Genomic DNA, 22,672 nt, shown 5'->3' with positions numbered 1-22,672 from the left:
TCGCGGATGAATTTCGCCGTATCGCGGATGAATTTCGCCGTATCGCGGATGAATTTCGCCGTATCGCGGATGAATTTCGCCGTATCGCGGATGAATTTCGCCGTATCGCGGATGAAAACCCCTGCGCCTTTTCAGCGCAGGGGTTTTCGATCACATCGATTTAACTTCAGCCAATTTATACAATTCATCTAACAACTTGCGGTAATTATTCGATTCGACTTCTGGAAGTAAGAAATTACCCTCTTCATCAAGCATATCATATGCACCGCTTACCATAACACGTGGTTGCGCTGGTACTTGTATGCCTAAATGACTCAATACTTCACGTAAATGCAATTGCGCTTGCATCGTGCCGCTTTGACCAGGTGTCGCCCCTACAATTCCAGCTACTTTACCAAAAATCGAATTATCGCCACCTGGACGCGTCATCCAATCGATTGCATTTTTTAAATTACCTGGATATGAACCATTGTACTGTGGTGTCGCGAATAAAATAATATCCGCGCTTTCAACTTGGTTCTTGATACGTTGAACCGATTCTGGTACAGGTTGTTCGATATCTTCATTAAACACAGGCACATCGGAATAATCAACATATTCATACTCGACGTTATCTGGTAACATCGTTTTAGCTAAATCTAATAATTTTTTGTTCACCGAATCTTGTCTTAAACTACCGCAAACGCCTGCGATTTTTAAAGGTCGTTCCATAGCTGCGTCACTCCTAATATCATAGATTCAACAAGTCTAGCATAACGATTCCAAAACGATTTCTCAAATCATAGAAAAAAAGAAGAGGAAGTTCATCTCCTCCCCCTAATGAGCTTGCAGTTGTTCAATAAACTGCCAAGCCGCTTCAAAGTCTTCTTCTGTATAGTTTTGTTGGCTTTTCACCGTACGCACTTTCTCTTCAACGTCTTCCTTAGCGAAATCATCAAAGTAAAGCATCGTCGACACCAACTCTAAAAACTTCGAACTATGCTCATCCATATTCAAAATGAATCGAGCCATATTTTCAGGCACTAAATCCGACTGATCTAAAAACGTTTCGCCGCGCTCTGTTAGTTGATAACGATATTGATAATAGCCTTTTTCTTTTTCGCGCGTTTCGTTAATAAATCCTAAATTACATAATTCTTCAATCCGTGTCGATAACTCTTCCGAATAGGGGCCGTAAAAATGAAACGTATACCGTTCAGAAAAATCAAAGCCAGATTTCTTCAAAATATAAACCATCTTCTGCAGTCGTTTTCGCCCGACAATTTCATTCGCCTGTTCAAAAAACGCCATAAGCTTCGCGTGATCCTCTAACATGAGCACAACTCCTTACCCTTTCAAAATTTCATATATCCGCTGTTTACTTATATCGCCATCCGGTAACTGATCAATCAAATCACGAGCAAAGTACAACTTGTGATCCGTTCGTTTTTTTCCAGAAATCGATTCAACAATATCTGACTGACGCGACAATTCTTTCAACTCACCTGAAGGGAGTTGTAAATGAATCGGCAGACGTTCTTCTTCTTCACCTGGTCGATAAAAATCATACGGCAAATCGGATGACGAATCGACTTCTAAATAATACGTTGGGTCAACACCAGCCTGTTTAAAACTTTCCTTTAACTCCATCAACTGCTGATACTGATCAGCCGGGTCAAATTCAATATATTTAAACAAATCCCGATCGACAAAACGGCGACACAAATCCGCTAAAATCGCATCGTCTTCCTCTTGCCAAATATGGAAATAATAAAAGACGACATTTTCATCTAACTTCAAATAATCATCTAAGCTGACGTGTTGTTCAAAGAAACTTTCAAAATGGCGTGGTTTCAGCTTAAATTCATAATCATCAGATTGGTATAACTCTTTTGCCCGGTGTAAAATTTTCGATAAAATTACTTCGGCGCTACGCGTCACAGGATGAAAGTAAACTTGCCAATACATTTGATAACGACTCATAATATAATCTTCAACCGCATGCATGCCACTTTCTTTAATCACCATTTGATCTTCTTTCGGACGCATAACGCGCAATATCCGTTCCATATCAAAATGGCCGTAACTAACCCCTGTAAAATACGCGTCACGTTGTAAATAATCCATTCGGTCCGCATCGATCTGGCTTGAAATCAGACTGACAACGAGTTTATTCGAGTATGTCTTATGAATCACATCAGCAACGTCTTGCGGAAATTGCGGATCTACTTGACGCAAAATCGCATTGACCTGTGTGTCGCCTAAAATGATTTTCCGTGTGAAATCTTCATGATCTAAGCCGAACACTTTTTCAAATGAATGCGAAAACGGTCCGTGTCCGAGATCATGCAATAAGGCAGCACATAAACATAACAACCGTTCATTATCATTCCAAAAGGGTTCCTCACGAAAGTTTTCGATAATTCGCCTTACAATTTCATAAACACCTAACGAATGGTTAAACCGACTATGTTCCGCACCATGAAATGTTAAGTATGTAGTCCCAAGCTGTTTAATGCGCCTTAGTCGTTGAAATTCACGCGCTCCAATTAAGTCCCAAATCACACGGTCTCGTACATGAATATAGCGGTGGACCGGGTCTTTGAACACTTTTTCTTCGGTTAATTTTTCATCACGATACGCCATTTTTCCCGACCTTTCTTTCAACGTCTAGTCATTTTCTATGAACATATTATAGTGTATTTCGACACGAAATAAAAGCCAACCTCTTACCTACAAACCATCATGAAATCGGTCACGTAACCACTATGACGACGGAAAAAATTTTTTAACTAAACATGTCGCCATGGTTCTAACAACTGATCCGCTTCATCAATCGTTAGAGCTTGAAACCGGACACGATCTCCTGGCTTTAATTGAGCGCACTTCCAATGGTCAGCCGATATAACTGTCCCCACCGTCGTATAACCACCTGTCGTCTGTCTATCAGCGAGTAATATCATCGGTTGACCATTTGCTGGAATTTGAATCGTGCCGAAGCTAACAACATCTGATATCATACTCTCAGCCAATTCATGTTCGAGTAACGATTCATGATGCAACATACACCCCATACGATCACCCTTTTTAAATGTAAAAGGCTTATCAAAAAAGTCATTCACCGCTGTTTTTGTTAATCTCTCAGCATAAGGGCTCATAACGATCCGTAACGTCACATCACTTGTATATATCGGAATCAAATCAAGTGCTGCTCTCTGACCTAACGGAGCTTGTGTGGTCTCGCTCGAGGCATAAACGTTATCCCCTACTCGAAAGGCTAAGCCAAAGCCCCCTTTTTCATATACCGATTGACTCCCAAGCCATTCAGGTGAATCAATACCACCCGCTACACAAACATAAGCACGAACGCCTTGAATCGGTCGTTCAAACGTTAAGGCTTGACCTTTTTTTATCTCGAATGTTTCCCACAACGGTAAATAGTTCCCTTCCAACTTTGCATTTAAATCAGCACCTGTAATACAGAGGATTGCATCACAGTGGGAAACTAAACGCGTATGACCTAGCGTCACTTCTAACCCAGCAGCTCCTTCATCATTACCTAATAGTTGATTCCCAACCGTTAAGGCATACCGATCCATTGCACCAGAAACTGGGATACCTAAATGTTGAAAACCCGGACGGCCTAAATCTTGAACAGTGAGCGGTAACCACGCGTCGTCCACTTGAAATAACGGATATGCTTCTTCAACCATTTGGCTCACTGGCTTGAATACGCACGCCCTCTTCTTGTAGTCGATCGCGAATCAACCGCGCATAGTCATACGCTTGGTCACCATCACCGTGAAAACAAATCGTATCGGCTTTTACATCAATGACAGTCCCGTCTGTCGCTTCAACACAGTCATAAAACACAAGGTTTCGCACTTGTTCTTGCATGGTGGCAATATCAGTAATGACAGCATTTAAGTCTCCTCGCGGTGTTAATAAGCCATCCTTCGTATACGTCCTGTCCGCAAATACTTCTGACACAACCGACAACCCTACATTTTGTCCAGCCGTCAACAATGAACTATTAGCTAAACCAACTAACAACAACCGTTCATCGACATCTTTAATAGCTTGAGCAACAGCATGAGCGACTTGTTCATCTTTTGTTGCTAAATTATAAAGAGCTCCGTGTGGTTTCACGTGGTAAAGCGTTGTGTGATGAACGGCACACACAGCTTGTAAAGCGCCGATTTGATAAACCATCAATTGATATATTTCATCTGCCGACATGTCGATATGTCGTCTACCAAACCCTAACAAATCGGGATAACCTGGGTGCGCCCCTATACGAACGCCACGGTCTGCCGCTTGCTTTACGACATGATGCATAACACGGTAATCTCCCGCGTGAAACCCGCACGCAATATTAACCGACGACACGACATCTAATAGTCGACTATCATCACCGATTTGATAAGCGCCAAAACTTTCGCCAATATCAGCATTCAAATTAATATACAATACTTACGCCTCCTCAATAAAATCATTGATATTTCCGTCTTGTTTTAATTGGTCATACCTTTCAAGCGAAATAGGATTAAACGTCAACCAATCTCCCATACGGAACAAGGTCGGTTGCTCGTGATTCGGATTAAATAACGCAAACGGAGTACGGCCAATAATCTGCCATCCACCTGGTGATTCAACTGGATAAATACCTGTTTGACCCCCAGCGATGCCAACACTTCCCGCAGGCACTTGCGAACGCGGTTCAGATAAACGCGGTGTCTGAAGCCTCGAGTCAAGTCCACCTAAATACGGAAACCCGGGTAAAAAGCCAATCATATACACACGATATAGCGGGTTTATGTGACGTTCAATGACAGTCGAAACGGAGACATCATGATAATCAGCCAGCGTATGTAAATCCGGGGCAAACTCTTCGGATTCGTAACAGACTGGCAAATGAATAATCCGTCGCTCAGACGTTTCAGGTGACATACGATCAGATAATAACAGCCGTTCAAGTGTTGCTTTCATATCTCGATACGACGTCATTCGCCAATCATAATAAACGGCAAGCGTCCGATATGTTGGAACGAGATCGGTGACGACTTCAAGCTTAGCTTGTTGAACTCGCTGATAACTTTCCACAACTTGATCATGAATGTGGGTATCAATCGTATCGCCAAATGATATGACAACCGCTTCATTTCCGAGCGGATACGTCTTTAACGTCATGCTCTCTCATTCCCTAACGTTTGTAGGCATATGGTCACAGCCGCTTCTAAGTCCTGTTGTGACCAGCTCGGTAAGTTGCCATGTTGAATCGCTAATTCGTGCGATGCCGGAATATGTATAAATCCACTTAGCACGTCTAATTGGTGCTGCTTCACATAATGTAACGCCCGGTACATCACATGATTACATAAATACGTACCTGCTGAATTCGATACGACCGCTGGATAACCTGCCCCCTTCATATCATCAATCATGTGTTGAATCGGTAACGTCGTGAACAAACCATCTGGACCATCTGCCACAATCGGGTCACCCTCTGGCACATAACCTTGATTATCAGGTTCAACGCCACCATTGCAATTAATCGCAATTCGCTCTGGGGTTACTTTCTGCCTTCCGCCGGCCAATCCTAATGACACAATCACATCAGGCTGCACGTCTTGTATTGCTTGAATGATTTGCTCTCCACTTTGACTAAAATCAACGGTTAACGTACGGCTAACGATTTGATAACCTGCTATCTCTTTTCCGTCTAACGCTTGTACTATCTTTTCGGTTGGGTTAATTGGAAAATTTAAAAACGGTTCAAAACCTGTTAATAGCAATCGCTTCATGTTATATGTCATCCTAACTATTTTAAAATTAATACTATTTTAACATTTTATATAGAGCCCTTTAAGTCATGATTGCTTTTCTTTTTCATACGATCATTTGCTATAATAAGATTAGATCAAATGTGCGACTACGACTAAACTAAAGGACCGATAATCATGAATCACCACTTATTGCAATTTAAGCACCTGCGAATCATGGACCGTAGTGATGCAGCAACAACCGATATCCTGACATCTTTCGCGATCGATGATACGTTATGTTTATCCGCCAGTGATACTCAGCAAAATGCCTTACATATGTGGGTTCATAAGCCAGCGGTTGTCTTAGGTATTCCAGACAAGCGCATGCCTTATATTGAACAAGGCATTGAGCTACTAACACAGTTTGAATACGACGTCATCATTCGCAACTCTGGTGGTCTAGCTGTTTTGCTTGATGAAGGGGTTTTAAACTTATCGCTTATCTTCCCTGAAGAGAAACAATTTAATATTCACGACAGTTACGATGCGATGGTCGCCTTTATTCGGTGGCTGTTCGAAGATGAATCCAATCAAATTGATGTGTATGAAATCACTCAGTCTTACTGTCCAGGAAGCTATGATTTAAGTATTAATGGTCAAAAATTTGCTGGGATTTCACAACGACGGGTCAAGCAAGGCACTGCTGTCCAAATCTATCTTTGTGTTGAAGGTGACGGACAACACCGCGCTGAAATTATTCGGCAATTTTATGACCAATCGCTTCAAGGCGAAGCCACATCTTTTGATTACCCAGATATTAACCCTAATGTGATGGCCTCACTCGAACAGTTACTTGGAAAGCCATTGAAAACGAATGATGTTAAAGACCAACTCATTAACAAATTAAATGCACAAGGAATCCAAATCGTTGAACAATCATTTAATACCCAAGAAAAAGCCTGGTTCGATCAGAGAGAAACACTGATGCACAAACGAAACCGTGACATCACGAGTTAACAAAACGTTCATATCCATTTCTTTTAACCGACATGTCGGCTTGTGTTATAGTAATGAATGGATGATTTATTTGAAGGAGAGTGACAAACATGCCTGAAGCAGTTGAAACACTAGATGGCTGGTATATGCTCCACGATTTCCGCCAAATCGATTGGACAGCGTGGAAAAAAGCAAGCGCAGAAATTCGCGAGCAAGCCATTAGCGAATTGAATCATTTAATGGCATCGTGGCAAGACGTTGAAGCTGACAAACAGGGGAGTTTTGGCTTCTACACCATTATGGGTCATAAAGCAGACTTATTGTTCTTAAACGTACGCCCGACGACTGAAGAATTAACAGACATTGAATTCGCTTTAAATAAAACGAAAATGGCTGAGTTCTTAACACAACCTTATTCTTACGTGTCTGTCGTTGAATTATCAACGTATATGGCACAAGGAAAAGACCCAGAAACAGACCCTGAACTACAAGCACGTCTCAAACCGATTTTACCGAAGTGGAACCATGTATGCTTTTACCCAATGGATAAACGTCGTGAAGGTGACGATAATTGGTACATGCTTTCAAAAGAAGAACGCGGCAAACAAATGTATCAACACGGCATGACAGGTCGTAAATATGCTGGCAAAGTCCGCCAAATCATTTCCGGCAGCCAAGGACTAGATGACTGGGAATGGGGCGTAACACTATACGCACACGACATGCTTCAATTCAAAAAACTCATTTACGAAATGCGATTCGATGAAGTGAGCGCTCGGTTCGCAGAGTTCGGTTCATTCTATATCGGACACCGTCAAGAGCGCGATCAGCTAGAAAAACTTCTCCAAGTTTAATACACCATTATGCATAACTCCTTAAGCCAAGCACTGGCTTAAGGAGTTATTTTTTTATCGTTAAACTAATCATGAATTAGCTAGGCTGACATATACATGAACTAGTGATGAAAATTGGCCCTAAGAAGGGGTGATCTAATGGCCGCCATTAAATATAACGAAGCACAACTGCGTGAACTTGCTCGATTAATGCGCGCCGAAGCAGAAGGCGATGGCCAGCTTGGCATGCTCCTAGTCGGAAACGTCGGCGTTAATCGCGTATTAGCTAATTGTCTTGATTTTGAGGATATACGCACACTGCCAAGCATGATCTATCAATCACCCGGTGGATTTGAAGCTGTACAGAGTTCGTATTTTTATCAACGGGCACGCGAAAAAGACATCCGTTTAGCAAGAAGGGCCGTAAGAGGTGAAACGTTTAGCCCTGGGCAGTTCTCGTTATGGTTTTTCCGCCCAGAAGGGGAATGCCCGCCTGAATGGTTTGGCCAACCACTTTCAGGTCGGTATAAATCGCATTGTTTCTACAATCCGTATCCAGGAGAATGCCCGAATATATTATAGCTGGGCTTAACTTCATTAACTAATTTAAGGAGGTTGATTATTTTGGATCAGTCTAATCAAAACCAAAATCAGAATAACAATGAAGACCGTTCACAACCATCATACAAACAAGAACCTTATAAACAACCAGCACAAAAACCTTACCAACCAAAACAAAACCAACAAGGGTGGTTTCCGAACAAAGGTAAACCGTCACCCAATCAAGGTGGCCCATCATACAAACCACCGTTCCAAGGAGGCCAACCAGGCATGAACAAAGGCGGACCAAACAACAAACCGTGGGGATATAACCCGAATCAAGGTGGCGGCAACATGCCTCCGTATCAAAAGATGGACCCGAGTCAAAACCAATGGCAAGGCCAGCAAGGACAACAGATGCCACAACAAAATATGTACGGCCCACCGATGAACTCCAACATGCCACCGCAATCCAATATGGGTATGAATCAAAATCAAATGCCACCGTGGATGCAAAATAATCAATCTGGCAATAATGGTTTTAGCCCTGGCGGAGGTAGCAACGGTATTCCAAGAGAACAGTCATATATCGAAAACATTTTACGATTAAACACTGGAAAAGTCGCAACATTTTACATGACGTTCGAAAATAATCAAGCATGGAACGACAAAACCTTCACAGGTGTCATCCAAGAAGCCGGAAAAGATCATATCGTCATTGAAGACACAGAAACGGGCAAATGGTATTTATTATTAATGATTTATTTAGATTACGTTGAGTTTAATGAAGAAATTAATTATCAATATCCGTTTGGTTAATATGAAAAAGCGATCTATCACATTTTGTGTTAGATCGCTTTTTTTTATCACACTTTTTCTTACGATCATTCGATTATATAAGTGATGACATCAGCTGATTTTTTAAAAATTGATAGATAACCTTCAAAAGTCGCGACTTTTTGTTTATATTGACAATTTTACGGTAGAAAAAAGCATTATCTACAACAAAATCATATTTTATCACGATATGACAGATAGTCTGAATTTCATTACATTATAATTAAACAGGCCGGCCTCTAATCAAAGAGGAGATAGTAACATGGACAATCAAACATTTCATGACTTACTGAAACAATATAATCGTATGATTCATTACCACATTCACCGATTAAACATCCGAGACACACATGGCGATTTCTACCAAGAAGGGTTGGTTGCGCTTTGGACAGCATGGCAAAAATACGGCCATACCGAGTCATTCCCCAAAATGGCGTCTATTCAAATTCGTAGCCGACTCATAGACTTAATCCGTAAACGAAAGCGCATCCAAGACAACGAAGAATCGAACGAATATATCGCTGAGCAACCTTACACGCAACATAATCTCGAACAATTCGACCCTTACTTTTGGTCGACAGTTCGAAGCCATTTATCAGACAAACAATGGCTGTTCATCCAAAAACGGATTATTGAAGGTCATCGATTGGCTGACATCGCTCAATCCGAAAATACGACAATCGATGCCGTTAAAGGGTGGGGACAAGCCGCGAAACGCAAGTTAAAAATCGCTTTAAAAGATTATCAAATATAAACTTTTTATTGCCCTTAACAACTTAATCAGCCGCTCTGTTAAGGGCACACTCACTTCATCTTTATATTAATCAACAACAAAATGGGTCTGGCTTAAGCCATCTGGTGTTTTTGATACATTTAAAACAGCCGGAATCGCTGATTTAAGTGCTTCAACATGCGAAATGACGCCAATCATACGTCCTGATTTCTGTAGATCAATCAATGTATCTATCGCTTTATTTAACGATTCATCGTCTAATGAACCGAACCCTTCATCAATAAACATGGTCTCAATCGACACGCCACCTTGATAACTCTGAATAACATCAGACATACCGAGCGCTAAACATAATGATGCATTAAACTTCTCGCCTCCCGACATCGTTTTCACATCCCGTTCTTGTCCTGTATACACATCAAACACATCTAATCCCAAACCACTCTGTCTTCCGTGCGATTCTTGACGTTGACTGCGCACTAAATAAAATTGACCATTCGATAAATGACGCAAACGAATATTCGCCGCTTCAATAATTTGATTCAAGTAATCAATTTGTAAGTAACGTTCTAATGATAGTTTTAAATCATTTTGTCCGCGAACTAAATCATGTAAATCCGTGTATCTTCCCAACTGTTTCTCTTTTGCAGCAATATCGTGTTGGTTCGCTTCAAGCTGATACTTTAAGTCATCAATCGTATCGCGTAATCGTACATGAGCATCGTACTCTTTCGACAGTTGTTCCAACGATGATTTCGTTTCCGCCAATTGTTGCTCTAATTTAGCAATATCTTCTTCTGTTTCATTGGCTAACGTCTCGTTTAATTCTTTCACTTGTTCTGTTAAAACCGAAACCTCTTGACGATAGGACTCAATGTCTTGTCGCAATTGATCGCGTACCTCGTTTGATCGTTTCGCCTGATTGTAATGCTCCTCATCACTAAAGCCAGCTTCCAGACATTGTTGTTGATAGGTTTCATAGGCGTGTTGTTGTTTTGATATGCGTTCCTTTAAATGAGTTTGCGTTTCTTGCCATTGCGTATCAACCGTAGTGACATCTTTTTGCGCCTGTTGATACGCTGTTTGCGCTTGCTCCCACGCCTGTTTCATACGTTCTTTCTTTTGTGTTAAACGATTGATTTTCGTTTCTAACTGTTCAAGTTGACGAACATCTTCAGGGATATCGTTTAACAAATCATGATAAGCCCTTTCTTCTGTTTGAACACGTGTATTAATCGATTGATACGTTTGTTCCAATTGCTCTTGTTCTTTTAGCAACTGTTGTAACGCTTCTTCTTCTGTTTTAACCGATTGTTTTAATTGCTTTAATGCTGCTTGTTGTCGTTCTTTTTCCTCGACTTGTTGTTTAAGCTTCAACCCTTCTTGATAAATTCGCTCCAACGTCTCCTCAGGTTGGGCAGTCGATTCACCTATTTCTAACACTCGTTGCTCAGCCGACTGCATCGCTTGTTCAATCGATTGTAATTGCCCTTCTCGACGGCTCACACGACCGTATGCTTGATTAGCCTGTTGTCGCGCTTCTTCTAACACCTCTTTCGTCGGTGCATCAACTGTTACGGTTTGTTTGTTCGGATGCTCGACACTTCCACATACTGGACACGCTTCTCCATCATGTAAGTGACTCGCTAATAAGCTCGCTTGATTGTTTAACCAGGACGATTCTAGATGGTCTAATTGCGACTTTTCTTTCTCATAAGTGTTTTTCTCTTGTTGCAGTAACTGTTCTTGTTCTTGTAACGCTTGATATTGCTGAACGTATTCTTTCACGATTTGATAATGTTCACGCTTCATTTGTCGTTTTTCAACTAATGCCGCGTAATCATCTGTCGCTTGATCTAACTGTTCTAGTTCTGCCTTTGATGCATTCATCTGACGTTGTTTGTGATCGACTTCTGCACCAAGTTGTTTCCGGCGCTTATCCGTTTGTTTCAATTCCGTTTGCAATCGATTTAATGCCGTTTCTTGATCCTTTAACTGCTTGACTTTCGGATATATGTCTTGCAAGCGCGATAATTGATCATGAAGTTGTTGTCGAGTCGATTCTCGGTTTTGTTCGGCCTCATACGCCGCTAGCGCTTGATTCAATTGCTCATGCGCTCGCTTTCGTTTCGAGCTTAATGTATCAAGTGCTTGTTGTTGCTCTTTCACTTCTCGTAACAAGTCGTTATATTGTTGTTCATAGGGTTCAATCGCCGCTGCACGCTCTGCTTCATGAAGCTCCGATTCTTTTTGGTTCACTGTCTCTTGTTCTGCTTTTAAAGTTTCTAACCGCTCTTGTTTTTCTTTTAAATTTTGGCGTTGTTCTTGAATCGTCTTCGCACGTTGAATATGGGTCGTTCGTTTCTCAACGTCATCTTGCAAGCGACGTTTTTGTTCATTTAACTCATGTGATTGTTGCTCATAAAAAACGCGTTCTTCACTTAACCCATTCAACACTTGATTGACATTGTATTGTTCTTGATTTAACACATGCTGTAACGTCGAATCATCACGCAAAGGCAATTTATTATGAATAGCTTGGATATATTGATCGCGCAACGTTAACGCTTGATCACTTTCTTGTTTGGCACGTTGCCTTTTTTCTTTTAGCTGATCTATCAACTGATGGTACGGCACAGTTTGAAAAATTCGTCTTAAAATCGCTTCTTTATTTTCTGTATTGGACGTTAACAGTTTACGAAATTCACCTTGTGGCAGCATGACAATTTGACGAAACTGATCTTGAGTTAAACCAACAATCGCTCTAAGCTTATCGTCTACATCTGATTTCGTCTGACGATCAACAGACGGCACTTCACCGCTCGACGTGACGCGAAAAAGTTCCGTTCTACCACCTGTTGCTGTTTTATTCCCTTGTTTCACATGCGCCATCTGCCGAAACACTCGGTATCGTTCGCCATTAATTTCAAACAACAACTCCACACTCGTATGTAAATGATCATCGGCGAAATCACTACGCAACGACAACTCTTGATCGCGGTCTTCTCCGCTAGCCGAGCCATACAATGCATAACTAATCCCATCAAAAATCGTCGTCTTACCAGCACCCGTTTTACCTGATACGACGAATAATCGGTGATGTTTCAGTTGTTGAAAATCGACCACTTCTTGCTCACGATATGGCCCAAACGCGGTCAATGTTAGCTTTAAAGGTCTCACAATTTATCGCTCCTTTGTAGAACTTTCATCAGTCATCACTTGATGTAAAGCATCACGAATAATCGTTTCTTCATCACTTGACGCTTCCTCTCCAGTGACGTCTTGGTAAAAGGCTCGAAACAATTCCATATCGGACAAACGACGGCGTTCCATCTGTTGCACAGCTCGTTCTGGTCGCTCAGAACGCGGTATACGCCGTTCAACATGCATGGCATTGGGATAAACAGAACGAATCCGCTCCATCGGAAATTGAACCGCTTCCTCATCTAATAAACGGACAAAGACGTAATCATCATTGACCTCTTGTTGCAACAAGTCATCTAAATACCCCTCGACTCGGCGCATATCACGTTTCGGTTCGAGTAGCCGTTTTTCGATTTCGACGTTACCATCGTCAGCGAGCTCAACAATTAAATAGCCTTTTTGATGATTTTCTTCCGATATCGAATATTTTAAAGGCGATCCTGCATATCGTACTGTTTCATTCCCTACAAAGTGCGCCTGATGCAAGTGACCGAGCGCTGTATAATGAAACGGTTCAAACAATGACGCATCAACATGCTCTGCTCCCCCGATTGCAAGTGGACGTTCGGATTCACTTGTATTATGTCGCTCCTCCCCTTTAGGTGTCGCAAATAAATGACCAACAAAGACATGGCGAGCATCTTGATCCAAGTTTGATTCGATTTGATTGACGATTGCTTTCGTCGCATCATGATGGGTTTTGATCGATTCATCATCAAACAAATGTCGAATCGACCCTGGTTCTGCATAAGGTACTAAATGAAAATGGACTGCCCCGTACTCATCATGTATGACAACCGGTTCCATCTGTTGATTTAACTCTGACACAATGTATAATCCTTGACCTTGCATCATTTGACTACCAAAACGTAACCTACCAGGACTATCATGGTTACCTGAAATCGCCACAACCGGTATCTGTAAGTCTAGTACGATATGAGCTAAATATTGATCGAGTAAGTCCACTGCCTCTGTCGGTGGAACGGCACGATCATACAAATCACCAGCGATTATAATCACATCGGGTTGTTCCATCGCAATATCACTAACAAATTGATCTAAAATAAACCGTTGATCTTCCGTCATGTAAACGCCTTGAACTAATTTACCTAAATGCCAATCAGCGGTATGAATAAGCTTCATTAACAATCCCCTTCCGTTTGCGCACTTCTATCTATCAAACGTATGTTCGTGTTTATAAAAATTTTAACACGTTTCATACGAAAAATCTAGGTATTGCATGTCGATTCCAGCCTATTTTCGACCTTTAGTCCTATTATTACATTATTGAATTTATTCTGAAAATTTAAACAAGATGTCCAATTTGAATCGCCGTTCATTGTCAGAAAGTTTTATATAATTAGATATCTAAATCAAAATGAAGCTTTTTATAATTTTTTGGTGCCAAAATGTTTACAAACGATATCGATGTGGGTATACTTAATTATGGATAGACGAGAGAAAAAATGACACTCGCTAAAGGAGGCGATTAACATGTTTGATCATCAAATGTTACGCGAAGCGATTGTGACTGATAAGAGAAGACAATATACACAACCAAGCAAAAAAGTAGAAAAGCCATCAAGCTCAATCTTTCACATCTTCAAAATCTTTTAATTATCGCACTCAAACGAACACAGCATGAAACACGTCTTAGAGTGATAGTTTGTTAGATATAGATAAAGCCATCAACCTTCCCCTTTTGGTTGATGGCTTATTTTTATGGTTTAAATCGACCTGTTTCTAAAAAGTGACGTACGTGTTGGAACGTTTCGATTTCATGGTGGATCGTTCGGTGATTATAAGGTAACACTTCAAAATCTTTCAATCCTGGATAATACACAGACTCCACTTCCACAAACCCATCGTTTTGACCTCTTATTAATGGGTTAAAGCCGAAATTGCTTTTATTACCTGCAATCGCCGCAATGTCTATCCCGGTATCATTTTGAAATTCAATATTATCGAGGTACTCTTTTCGCAGCGATTTAACCGTTTTAAACACATTCGTGTATCCTCGAATTTTACTCGCCAAGTCTGCAAGCTGACTGCCCCGGTTAGGCGTACCCACTAACACACACCGTCCGATTGCGTCTAAATATTTCGTTTCCGTTAACAACTTACGAATCACTAACCCACCAGTACTATGACCAACAAGATGTATCTGTTCACCTTTATCTAATCCTGATTTCACTATCGCTTCAACTAAATCCTCTACGAGTGAAACAATGACATCGAATTCGTTAAACGTCAGGGGCAAATTCGGTGTATAACAGTCATAACCTTCTCGTTTAAAATATTTTGCCATATCATGCATGTCACGGTCAGATCTAAAAAACCCGTGAATTAAAATCACTTTCATCGATACGCCCCCTCACCATTCCATCACTTATACTTTACTCCTATAGTGGAGGATATTTCAAACATAGAATACCTTTTATAGAGAAGACATCTTCAGCTTAGTCGCTAAAACATAAATCAACCCAAACAACCCTAACGCTAATACTTCAAGCGATAGGATATACCACGGATATGGCCCTAAAAAGTCTATTACCGTGAGTTGAGATGGTTTTTCGTTTAGAAACATATAGTTCGCGCCTATCACACGATTCACGCCATAAACGACGATCGCGATGGCATTAACAGTTCCAAATGCTTTTAAAACGGATAAGCCTTTTAGCGAACATTGTTCAATGATAAACATATACACACATGCTATGACTAACCCACTGTGTACGACAAAGAATTGAACGAAGCGAAAATGAGGGAAACCATAATATAATTCTGGGGTGAGCATAGCAATCACACCACCCGTCATTCCAATCAAAAAGGTAATCTCGAATAAATTCTTTTGCTTCGTCACTAACATGATGATCGCTAAATAAACTGAAATCGAACTCAATTGTAGTGGCAAGTTCACTGTCATATCCCAGGAACCATAAGCGATGTACCACGCATGAAAGCTAAGTTCACTTACCAACAAAATTACCGCAAGACTATACCGCCAGATTCGTCGATTGTGTTGCCTGATCGATTGACGTTTTGTATAAAGCAGCACGATCAAAACACAACAAAAAAGGAGCGCCATCACGTGTGGCACGCCAAATAATTCAAATGGATACTGACGTTGATCCATTGTGACGAGTCCCCACATGATGATCACTCCTTTATCAATTTACACAGATTGCGTGACGGATTGATGTTTCTCTAGAAAATCGAGCATCGTTTGATAGACATTAATTTCGTTTTCTTTTTTCGAAAAGCCGTGGCCCTCATCATCAAGTACTAAATAGTCAACTTCACGCCCATCGTGACGTAATTTATCGACGATTTGATCCGATTCCTCTTTCACCACTCGCGGATCGTTCGCCCCTTGAATGACGAGCATCGGTTTCGACATCGTATTCAAATACGTGATCGGCGAGTCTTTCTCAAACCGTTCGCGGTCTGCTTCAGGGTCCCCTAACCAACGCTGCATAATCGGCTTCCAATGATCTGGAACTGAATTGACGAACGTAAATAAATTCGATACGCCGAAAATATCGACGACGGCTTTAAAGTATTCCGGATGACGACCGTGTAATAACAGCGCCATATAGCCACCGTAACTACCACCGACAAGGAATAGACGTTCAGGACTTGAAATACCTTGATCAAACAACCATTCAATCCCATACACATTGTCTAAACGAGGCCCTTCACCCCAGTCCTGTTCAACCAATTTCACAAAGGATGACCCATAACCCGTACTACCTCTGAAGTTCGGGCAAAAGATCGTGTAACCACGGTTTAATAAACATTGGAACATCGCACGGTAAAATTTGCGCTCTGACGCTTGTGGTCCTCCGTGCGGCCATAAAATCGTATGGCCATTATCGTTATCTGGTTTCGCTCTAAAGAGAAGCGCTTCGATTTCTGTTCCATCAAACGATTCATACGTGACGACGTCTGGGTCCACCATTTCATCCGTACTGACACCAAGCACATGGTTAGCCGTTAACTGTTTCCAACCATGGTCAGTTAGTTTAAAAATATTGTGCGGCATGACAGCACTACGCCCTAACATATAAACCGCGCCTGATTTAGCGACGTGTAATTTTTCAATCACATCTACTGGGACATCAAGATTTTCTAATGTGCCATTTTTCACGTCGTAACGATATAAATGATCTCGCACCCCTTTTTCCGTCACAATATAAAACTGCTCATGTTCTTTGTCATATTTTAAGTCGTTCATACTTTCCGATTCAATCGACAATACCGACTCAAACGACTTCGACTGAACGTTAAACGACGCCAAATAATGATACTCACTGTTATAGTTCGTCACGAAATAAATCGTATCACCGACAAAGGTTGCACCACCTGTGACGTGAACATTGTCAGGGTCTGGTGTTAAATCATACATGTCACCGTTCACTTTCACGAAACTGAGTATATACGTATTCGCGTACAGTGTCGTGAAGACAAGCTTTTCTTCATCTTCTGAAACAGCCGATAAGAACGTTGCGCCACCAGATCCCTCATGTAGTAATGTATCTTCCCCTGTTTCAAGATCTCGGACGTATGTATTCAAGAAGCTCGGATTGCCTTTTGACGTATTATAATATAAACGCTTGCCGTCTTCTGATAGGTGCGCGTATAAATATTTATCTTCCTTGTCACCTGTAATCAATTCTTGTGGCAAACCGCCTTCTGGTGGTAGCGCGTAGATTTGGTAATTCTCATCACCTTCATGGTCATAACTGGCTAGGACGTAGCGACCTTTAGGATCGATTTTTAACGACCCGACAGATTGGTCGTGATGCGCGAATAAATACGGGTATTGATCGGGTAAATTCATCCCCCACACATTCATCTTACCGTCTAAATTCGCTGAAAACAGCAGTTTATCTTCATTCGGACTCACTGTAAAATTAGAAATGACATATGAGCGGAAAAACTGCTCAACAGTCGGTTTCGGAAATTCAATCATAACCTTACCTCCACATAATATTTTTTGATAATTTGAACATTTCTTATTATTATAACGTAAGATACGATTTGTTGGAATGAAAATAACGAAAAAAATTTCGAGACACTAAGGAGAGATTGCATGGATGTACTACATGAAGTCATCGGAAGTATTGATGAGGAAACGCGTTGCAAACATTATCATTCAGAGGTTGACCGGATCGCGATTAAATTCAAGTGCTGCAACACGTATTTCCCATGTTACGAGTGCCACCAAGACCATACGAATCACTCAGTTGAACGATGGGGTGAAGATGAGCATAACCAAAAAGCGATTCTGTGTGGTGCTTGTCACCGTGAGATAACTATCAAGACGTATTTAAACAACCCAACAGCTTGCCCGCATTGCGAGGCACGATTTAATCGCCATTGCCAAAACCATCATCACTTATATTTCGACCTATAAAGTAATCACACCTGTTGAACCAAGAATGACAACGATAAACAATAATACAGATGCGAACAAAAACGATCCGCCGTTAAACCGTTGTCCATTGCGGATATTTTCTATGCCTAACAGGGCGATTACAACAGCGACTAACGCCGTGATGAAAAACGGTGATGTACTCACATTAGTAAAATAATTCAACAAAATTAAGACGAATACACCAATTGATAACATAAAATTCAATCGAACTAGCATATGAAGACACTCCTAACGTTTTCTTACTAACTATTTTACTATAAGACAAACCTAGGTGAAAAATCGACATGACGTTGTCACCAAATTGATATCACTTCCGTCTTATAAGTAGTATTCAAAAAGGAGTGGGCCATATGTTTCGAGTCATCACGTTGATAGTCGTAACCATTAGCACCCTCGGAGTGATTGCGTTTACCTTTACCCAAACAACTGATGACACAGAACGTGAAGCATCAGCGAACACATCAGAATCATCAAAAGTAGAAAACGAGAGCACATCTACAAATCAATCATCTCAAGAATCGACCAATGACAAAAAGAACCAATCATCCAACGAAGGCATTTCAACCGCTGCACAAGCCGAAAAAGCTGTTCGACATGAGATCGACCTTCCAGAAGAAGGAGAATACACTATAATATTTGACCACCATAATGATGCCGGCGACTGGGTTGTCCACGTTTATGAAGTCGTCGAACGTAAGGAAGGCTCCCATCAAGCTACGTTCGGCTGGTATATTGTCGATCAAAATAGTGGCGAGGTCACGAGCATGTTCGGGGAATAAAAATGTAAATTTAACCATTATCTTCCAATAAAAAATATGTTAGTATAGGGATAATTCTATTGGAGGTGTCTTCAATCGATGAAATATTCGGTGAAACAGCTGGATTTTTTCGCCGTTTAATCGCTCTGGTGATCGATGGCTTCTTTTTATCTATCATATTAGTGCCGTTATCATTAACGATTTATGGCGAATGGTACTACTCAGCTACCTTTACACCGATGAGCTTCATCGAAATCATTTATTTCATGACACTTCCGTTATTGTGGCCTGGATATACGATTGGCAAACGGTTGCTTAAGATTCGTATCGAGCGAATTGGCGGGCGAATGCCAGACTTTTTTTGTATGTTCGCACGTGTTGTCATTGCATTTGTCTTTTACACCTTCACCTTAGGGGTTGGCACAATAGTTAGTGCGATTATGGTGATTGCAAGAGACGACAACCGAGCGATCCATGATTTAATTGCTGATACGTATGTTCGATATGACACTATGTAAAACTTATTGGGAGAGGATAATTTATGGACGGTATTTATTCACCTGCAGGGTTTTAAATTCGATTTATCGCTAATATTGTTGACAGTATCGTCATTGCAGTTGTTATTGGTTTGTTAACAACTGTTATTTATGGTCAATTCTTTTTAGACGATCAACTATATAACCCTTTAGATTTTTTAAGTTGGCTCTATTTCATTATAGTACCTGCTGTTTGGATGGGGTACACATTAGGTAAGAAAGCGATGGACATTCGAATCGCACGCGTCGACGGTGAGAAGGTCACGATCAAAACGATGCTACTACGACAAGTATTAGCTAACTTTATTTATTTACTTACATTAGGGATCGGGATCATCGTGAGTGCGTTTATGGTCGGGATCCGCGAAGACAAACGAGCAATGCACGACTTCATCGCCGGTACTTACGTCACTTACGAAAGCCCATACGAATATCAATCACCTGAACCAAAAGAAGAGCTGGTGTAATCAACCAGCTCTTCTTTTAAATCTTCTGAATAATCACTTGAATAACGTGACCTAAACCTAAGTGGCGTTTGCCTTCCACACGATCCGCTTCACCGTAATAAAAATGAAGACACTTGTAATCATCAATCCATGTCAGCACATCATTTGGGTTGTATAGCATCTCTTCTGTTTGCGGCCCACCTGAACGATACGGTAATTGATCGTCAGAATAGACTTCAAACATCACGTAACCACCCGGTTTAACCGAATCGATCATGCTTTGAACGAGAAAGGCTTGATCATGTTTCGGTACGTGGCCAAATACCATAACTGCCCCTTCGTATAGATAGGGTTCCACCTTTTCAGCGGTTAAATCTTTCGCGACCGTCTTGACTGAAACGCCACGTTCATCAGCTAATTGTTTCGTTTTTTCCAGTCCGATTTCCGATTGGTCATAGGTTGTGACCTCATAACCATGCTCTGCCAAAAAGATCGCATTTCGCCCTTCCCCTTCAGCAAAACAAGCAACTCGTCCGCCCTCTGGTATCACTGAATAATGTTCTTTGATGAATTGATTCGGTTCTCGCCCGTAAATATAATCGTTATCAGAAAAACTGTCATCCCACATTTGTTTCGACATCATCTCATCCTTTCGTTTAATCGTTTTATTTTCCAAAAACTCTTATAATGAATGATGCGTTTCAAAAAATACATTAAATTCGTCTGCTGGTAATGGTTTCGTCCAATAGAAGCCTTGCCCTTCATCACAGTGATGCGTTTGTAAATGATGGACGTGCTCGATCGTTTCAATCCCTTCAGCAATCACATTGAAATCTAAACTTTTGCCAAGATGAATGATTGTATTAACGATCTCTTCGCCTTCCTTATCCATATCTTGTATAAACGATTTATCAATTTTCAGTGTGTCTAAAGGTAACCGTTTTAAATAACTAAGCGACGAATAACCTGTACCAAAATCGTCCACCGAGACTTTCACACCATAGTCGTGCAACTCATTCAATATCGATTCAGACTCCAATAGCGTTCTTTCTGTCACTTCAATCTCCAAATAATGCGGCGGCAGTTGCGCCATACGTAATATATATTTCACATCATAAACGAATGTTTGCGAACGAAATTGTAACGGCGAGACATTCACACATACACGTTCTAAATCATAGCCTGCATCGATCCATTGGCGCATTTGCTTTACAACCGTCCACAAAATCCAATAACCAACGTCTTCAATCAAGCCCGCCTCTTCTAAAATAGGTACAAATGTTGCTGGGGAAATATACCTTAACTCGTCGTTATGCCAGCGCAATAACGCTTCTGCCGAACGAACGCAGCCACTTTTCAAATCGATAATGGGATGATAATACATCACAAATTCTTCTCGTTCTAATGCATGCCGTAACGCGTGTTCCAATTGATAATACTCGTCCAATTTCTTTGTTAATTTTGGCGAATTAAACTCACATGAGTGACCATGCACGTTGCTTTCATGTGCATGTGACATCGCGGTACGCGCTTGTTTAATATAGTTATCTAAATGGTGCTTATCTTTCAACGCATAGTCCTCACTAAAACTTACTCCAATACTTAACGTCAACCAAACCTCATCCCCATTCGGTAGTTCAATCGGTTTTGACATCGCTTTGTACAGTTGGCGCACGACTTCTCGTACTTGTTCGTGATCTTCATAACCTTCTAATAACATAATGAAATCGTCGCCACCATGGCGTAATAACACGTCATCATCAGACGCACATTGGTTCAAACGACTACCCGCTTCAATCAAGATGGCGTCTCCTAATTCGTGGCCATACTGATCATTTAATTGTTTGAACCGGTCGAGGTCGATAAATAAAATCGCATACGAACGATCACCTTTTTGACTATGGTCTTCCAACCATTTTTGTAAGTAATTTCGATTCGGAAGTGATGTGACTGGATCATAAAACGCGACTCGTTCAACTTGTCGTTCATAACGTTTACGTTCAGTGATGTCATGACGAATCGCAATGTACTGATAAGGCTTTCCATCGTCATTTAAAAAGGGTACGATCGTCGTATCCACCCAATAGAAACTACCATCTTTGGCACGGTTTTTGATTTCCCCACGCCACACGTGACCTTGTCCAATCGTGCGCCACATATCCTTAAAAAAATCACGACTATGGTAACCCGAGTTGACGATGCTATGATATGAACCGATTAACTCTTCCCGGCTATATTGTGATAGTTCCGTAAACTTGTCGTTAGCAAACTGAATACGGCCCCGCTCGTCGGTAATCACAACAATCGAGGATTCATTCATCGCCCGTTCAATATCTTGCAATTTTTGTAACGCTTGTTGTAAATCTAAATCGTATTCCATCATAACGCTTCACTCCGCACCTATTATCACTTTATCTATCTTTATTATAGGACATTTGATGGAGGGATGTGTGAACACGTTGTTACGATTCACTTATAGCAGTCCATAAATATGTGATCAAACTATTACGCTTAACCTTATCATAACAAGTTACTCACGACTCACGCACATGTGATACCTATATAACATTTGTTTAAAACATACACATCATCTAAAATAGACGTT

25 protein-coding genes are annotated in these 22,672 nt (G+C 41.0%); 10 read left to right on the top strand and 15 right to left on the bottom strand.

From position 1 onward, the window contains the following. Positions 1-150: 150 nt before the first annotated feature. From ABID56_RS11195 to pcp, 7 genes are all read right to left on the bottom strand, one after another. Positions 151-711 carry an NADPH-dependent FMN reductase gene (locus ABID56_RS11195; protein WP_354221213.1) on the bottom strand — a complete coding sequence of 187 codons (561 nt, stop codon included), beginning with the start codon at positions 709-711 and terminating at the stop codon, positions 151-153. 105 nt (positions 712-816) lie between these two features. Beyond that, complete coding sequence (locus ABID56_RS11190; RefSeq protein WP_354221211.1) at positions 817-1,314, bottom strand: YwgA family protein; 498 nt, start codon at positions 1,312-1,314, stop codon at positions 817-819. 12 nt (positions 1,315-1,326) lie between these two features. Beyond that, the gene (locus tag ABID56_RS11185; RefSeq protein ID WP_354221209.1) at positions 1,327-2,625 is read right to left on the bottom strand and encodes an HD domain-containing protein; all 1,299 of its coding nucleotides are present in this window, start codon (positions 2,623-2,625) and stop codon (positions 1,327-1,329) included. Positions 2,626-2,771: 146 nt separating this feature from the next. Continuing rightward, positions 2,772-3,692, bottom strand: coding sequence for a 5-oxoprolinase subunit C family protein (locus ABID56_RS11180; RefSeq protein ID WP_354221221.1), 921 nt, complete (start codon positions 3,690-3,692; stop codon positions 2,772-2,774). Next, positions 3,685-4,449 (bottom strand): LamB/YcsF family protein, encoded by a 765-nt coding sequence (locus ABID56_RS11175; RefSeq protein WP_354221207.1) that lies wholly within the window; start codon positions 4,447-4,449, stop codon positions 3,685-3,687. Before ABID56_RS11175 ends, ABID56_RS11180 begins: the two co-directional genes overlap by 8 nt. Positions 4,450-4,452: 3 nt before the next feature. Beyond that, complete coding sequence (gene pxpB, locus ABID56_RS11170) at positions 4,453-5,169, bottom strand: 5-oxoprolinase subunit PxpB (RefSeq protein ID WP_354221205.1); 717 nt, start codon at positions 5,167-5,169, stop codon at positions 4,453-4,455. Beyond that, positions 5,166-5,783 carry a pyroglutamyl-peptidase I gene (gene pcp, locus ABID56_RS11165; protein WP_354221203.1) on the bottom strand — a complete coding sequence of 206 codons (618 nt, stop codon included), beginning with the start codon at positions 5,781-5,783 and terminating at the stop codon, positions 5,166-5,168. Before pcp ends, pxpB begins: the two co-directional genes overlap by 4 nt. Before the next feature lie 156 nt (positions 5,784-5,939). Here pcp and ABID56_RS11160 point away from each other — a divergent pair, with 156 nt between their 5' ends. The 5 genes from ABID56_RS11160 (at position 5,940) to ABID56_RS11140 (ending at position 9,704) form a co-directional block, all read left to right on the top strand. After that, on the top strand, positions 5,940-6,761 hold the full coding sequence (locus tag ABID56_RS11160) for a lipoate--protein ligase family protein (protein ID WP_354221201.1): 822 nt from the start codon (positions 5,940-5,942) through the stop codon (positions 6,759-6,761). Between the two features lie 89 nt (positions 6,762-6,850). Further along, positions 6,851-7,594 carry a hydrogen peroxide-dependent heme synthase gene (gene hemQ, locus ABID56_RS11155; RefSeq protein ID WP_354221199.1) on the top strand — a complete coding sequence of 248 codons (744 nt, stop codon included), beginning with the start codon at positions 6,851-6,853 and terminating at the stop codon, positions 7,592-7,594. Between the two features lie 138 nt (positions 7,595-7,732). After that, positions 7,733-8,155: a cell wall hydrolase gene (locus tag ABID56_RS11150; protein ID WP_354221197.1), complete on the top strand. Its 423-nt coding sequence runs from the start codon at positions 7,733-7,735 to the stop codon at positions 8,153-8,155. 42 nt (positions 8,156-8,197) lie between these two features. Next, complete coding sequence (gene gerQ, locus ABID56_RS13005; protein WP_377946580.1) at positions 8,198-8,932, top strand: spore coat protein GerQ; 735 nt, start codon at positions 8,198-8,200, stop codon at positions 8,930-8,932. A gap of 280 nt (positions 8,933-9,212) precedes the next feature. Beyond that, on the top strand, positions 9,213-9,704 hold the full coding sequence (locus tag ABID56_RS11140; protein WP_354221195.1) for a sigma-70 family RNA polymerase sigma factor: 492 nt from the start codon (positions 9,213-9,215) through the stop codon (positions 9,702-9,704). A 66-nt stretch (positions 9,705-9,770) separates the two neighbouring features. Here ABID56_RS11140 and ABID56_RS11135 read toward each other — a convergent pair whose 3' ends face one another. Both ABID56_RS11135 and ABID56_RS11130 read right to left on the bottom strand, forming a co-directional pair. Then, positions 9,771-12,863 carry an AAA family ATPase gene (locus tag ABID56_RS11135; RefSeq protein ID WP_354221193.1) on the bottom strand — a complete coding sequence of 1,031 codons (3,093 nt, stop codon included), beginning with the start codon at positions 12,861-12,863 and terminating at the stop codon, positions 9,771-9,773. A gap of 3 nt (positions 12,864-12,866) precedes the next feature. After that, a complete protein-coding gene (locus tag ABID56_RS11130; protein WP_354221191.1) occupies positions 12,867-14,030 on the bottom strand; it encodes an exonuclease SbcCD subunit D in 1,164 nt (387 codons plus the stop codon). A gap of 351 nt (positions 14,031-14,381) precedes the next feature. On the opposite strand from ABID56_RS11130, the gene ABID56_RS11125 reads away from it, so the two are divergent. After that, the gene (locus tag ABID56_RS11125) at positions 14,382-14,504 is read left to right on the top strand and encodes a hypothetical protein (protein WP_354221189.1); all 123 of its coding nucleotides are present in this window, start codon (positions 14,382-14,384) and stop codon (positions 14,502-14,504) included. 103 nt (positions 14,505-14,607) lie between these two features. Here ABID56_RS11125 and ABID56_RS11120 read toward each other — a convergent pair whose 3' ends face one another. From ABID56_RS11120 to ABID56_RS11110, 3 genes are all read right to left on the bottom strand, one after another. Further along, a complete protein-coding gene (locus ABID56_RS11120; RefSeq protein WP_354221187.1) occupies positions 14,608-15,249 on the bottom strand; it encodes an alpha/beta fold hydrolase in 642 nt (213 codons plus the stop codon). A gap of 75 nt (positions 15,250-15,324) precedes the next feature. After that, a complete protein-coding gene (locus ABID56_RS11115; protein ID WP_354221185.1) occupies positions 15,325-16,041 on the bottom strand; it encodes a YwaF family protein in 717 nt (238 codons plus the stop codon). A gap of 21 nt (positions 16,042-16,062) precedes the next feature. Continuing rightward, entirely contained in the window at positions 16,063-17,862 is a 1,800-nt protein-coding gene (locus tag ABID56_RS11110; RefSeq protein WP_354221183.1) for a S9 family peptidase, read from the bottom strand. 120 nt (positions 17,863-17,982) lie between these two features. On the opposite strand from ABID56_RS11110, the gene ABID56_RS11105 reads away from it, so the two are divergent. Beyond that, positions 17,983-18,306, top strand: coding sequence for a CHY zinc finger protein (locus ABID56_RS11105; protein WP_354221181.1), 324 nt, complete (start codon positions 17,983-17,985; stop codon positions 18,304-18,306). On the opposite strand, the gene ABID56_RS11100 is transcribed toward ABID56_RS11105, so the two are convergent. Further along, positions 18,301-18,543: a hypothetical protein gene (locus tag ABID56_RS11100; RefSeq protein ID WP_354221179.1), complete on the bottom strand. Its 243-nt coding sequence runs from the start codon at positions 18,541-18,543 to the stop codon at positions 18,301-18,303. The genes ABID56_RS11105 and ABID56_RS11100 overlap by 6 nt on opposite strands. 134 nt (positions 18,544-18,677) lie before the next feature. Between ABID56_RS11100 and ABID56_RS11095 the strand changes: the two genes are divergently transcribed. From ABID56_RS11095 to ABID56_RS11085, 3 genes are all read left to right on the top strand, one after another. Then, positions 18,678-19,106, top strand: coding sequence for a hypothetical protein (locus ABID56_RS11095; RefSeq protein ID WP_354221177.1), 429 nt, complete (start codon positions 18,678-18,680; stop codon positions 19,104-19,106). A gap of 65 nt (positions 19,107-19,171) precedes the next feature. Further along, the gene (locus ABID56_RS11090) at positions 19,172-19,603 is read left to right on the top strand and encodes an RDD family protein (RefSeq protein ID WP_354221217.1); all 432 of its coding nucleotides are present in this window, start codon (positions 19,172-19,174) and stop codon (positions 19,601-19,603) included. A gap of 56 nt (positions 19,604-19,659) precedes the next feature. After that, the gene (locus tag ABID56_RS11085) at positions 19,660-20,088 is read left to right on the top strand and encodes an RDD family protein (RefSeq protein ID WP_354221215.1); all 429 of its coding nucleotides are present in this window, start codon (positions 19,660-19,662) and stop codon (positions 20,086-20,088) included. Positions 20,089-20,104: 16 nt separating this feature from the next. On the opposite strand, the gene ABID56_RS11080 is transcribed toward ABID56_RS11085, so the two are convergent. Both ABID56_RS11080 and ABID56_RS11075 read right to left on the bottom strand, forming a co-directional pair. Then, positions 20,105-20,707 (bottom strand): class I SAM-dependent methyltransferase, encoded by a 603-nt coding sequence (locus ABID56_RS11080; RefSeq protein ID WP_354221175.1) that lies wholly within the window; start codon positions 20,705-20,707, stop codon positions 20,105-20,107. 42 nt (positions 20,708-20,749) lie between these two features. Then, the gene (locus ABID56_RS11075; protein ID WP_354221173.1) at positions 20,750-22,450 is read right to left on the bottom strand and encodes a putative bifunctional diguanylate cyclase/phosphodiesterase; all 1,701 of its coding nucleotides are present in this window, start codon (positions 22,448-22,450) and stop codon (positions 20,750-20,752) included. Between the last annotated feature and the right edge of the window lie 222 nt (positions 22,451-22,672).

The organism is Alkalibacillus flavidus (assembly GCF_040545925.1).
Taxonomy (GTDB): domain Bacteria; phylum Bacillota; class Bacilli; order Bacillales; family Alkalibacillaceae; genus Alkalibacillus; species Alkalibacillus flavidus.
Note: the sequence above shows the minus strand (reverse complement) of the source record. Positions and strands in the feature narration are given on the sequence as shown.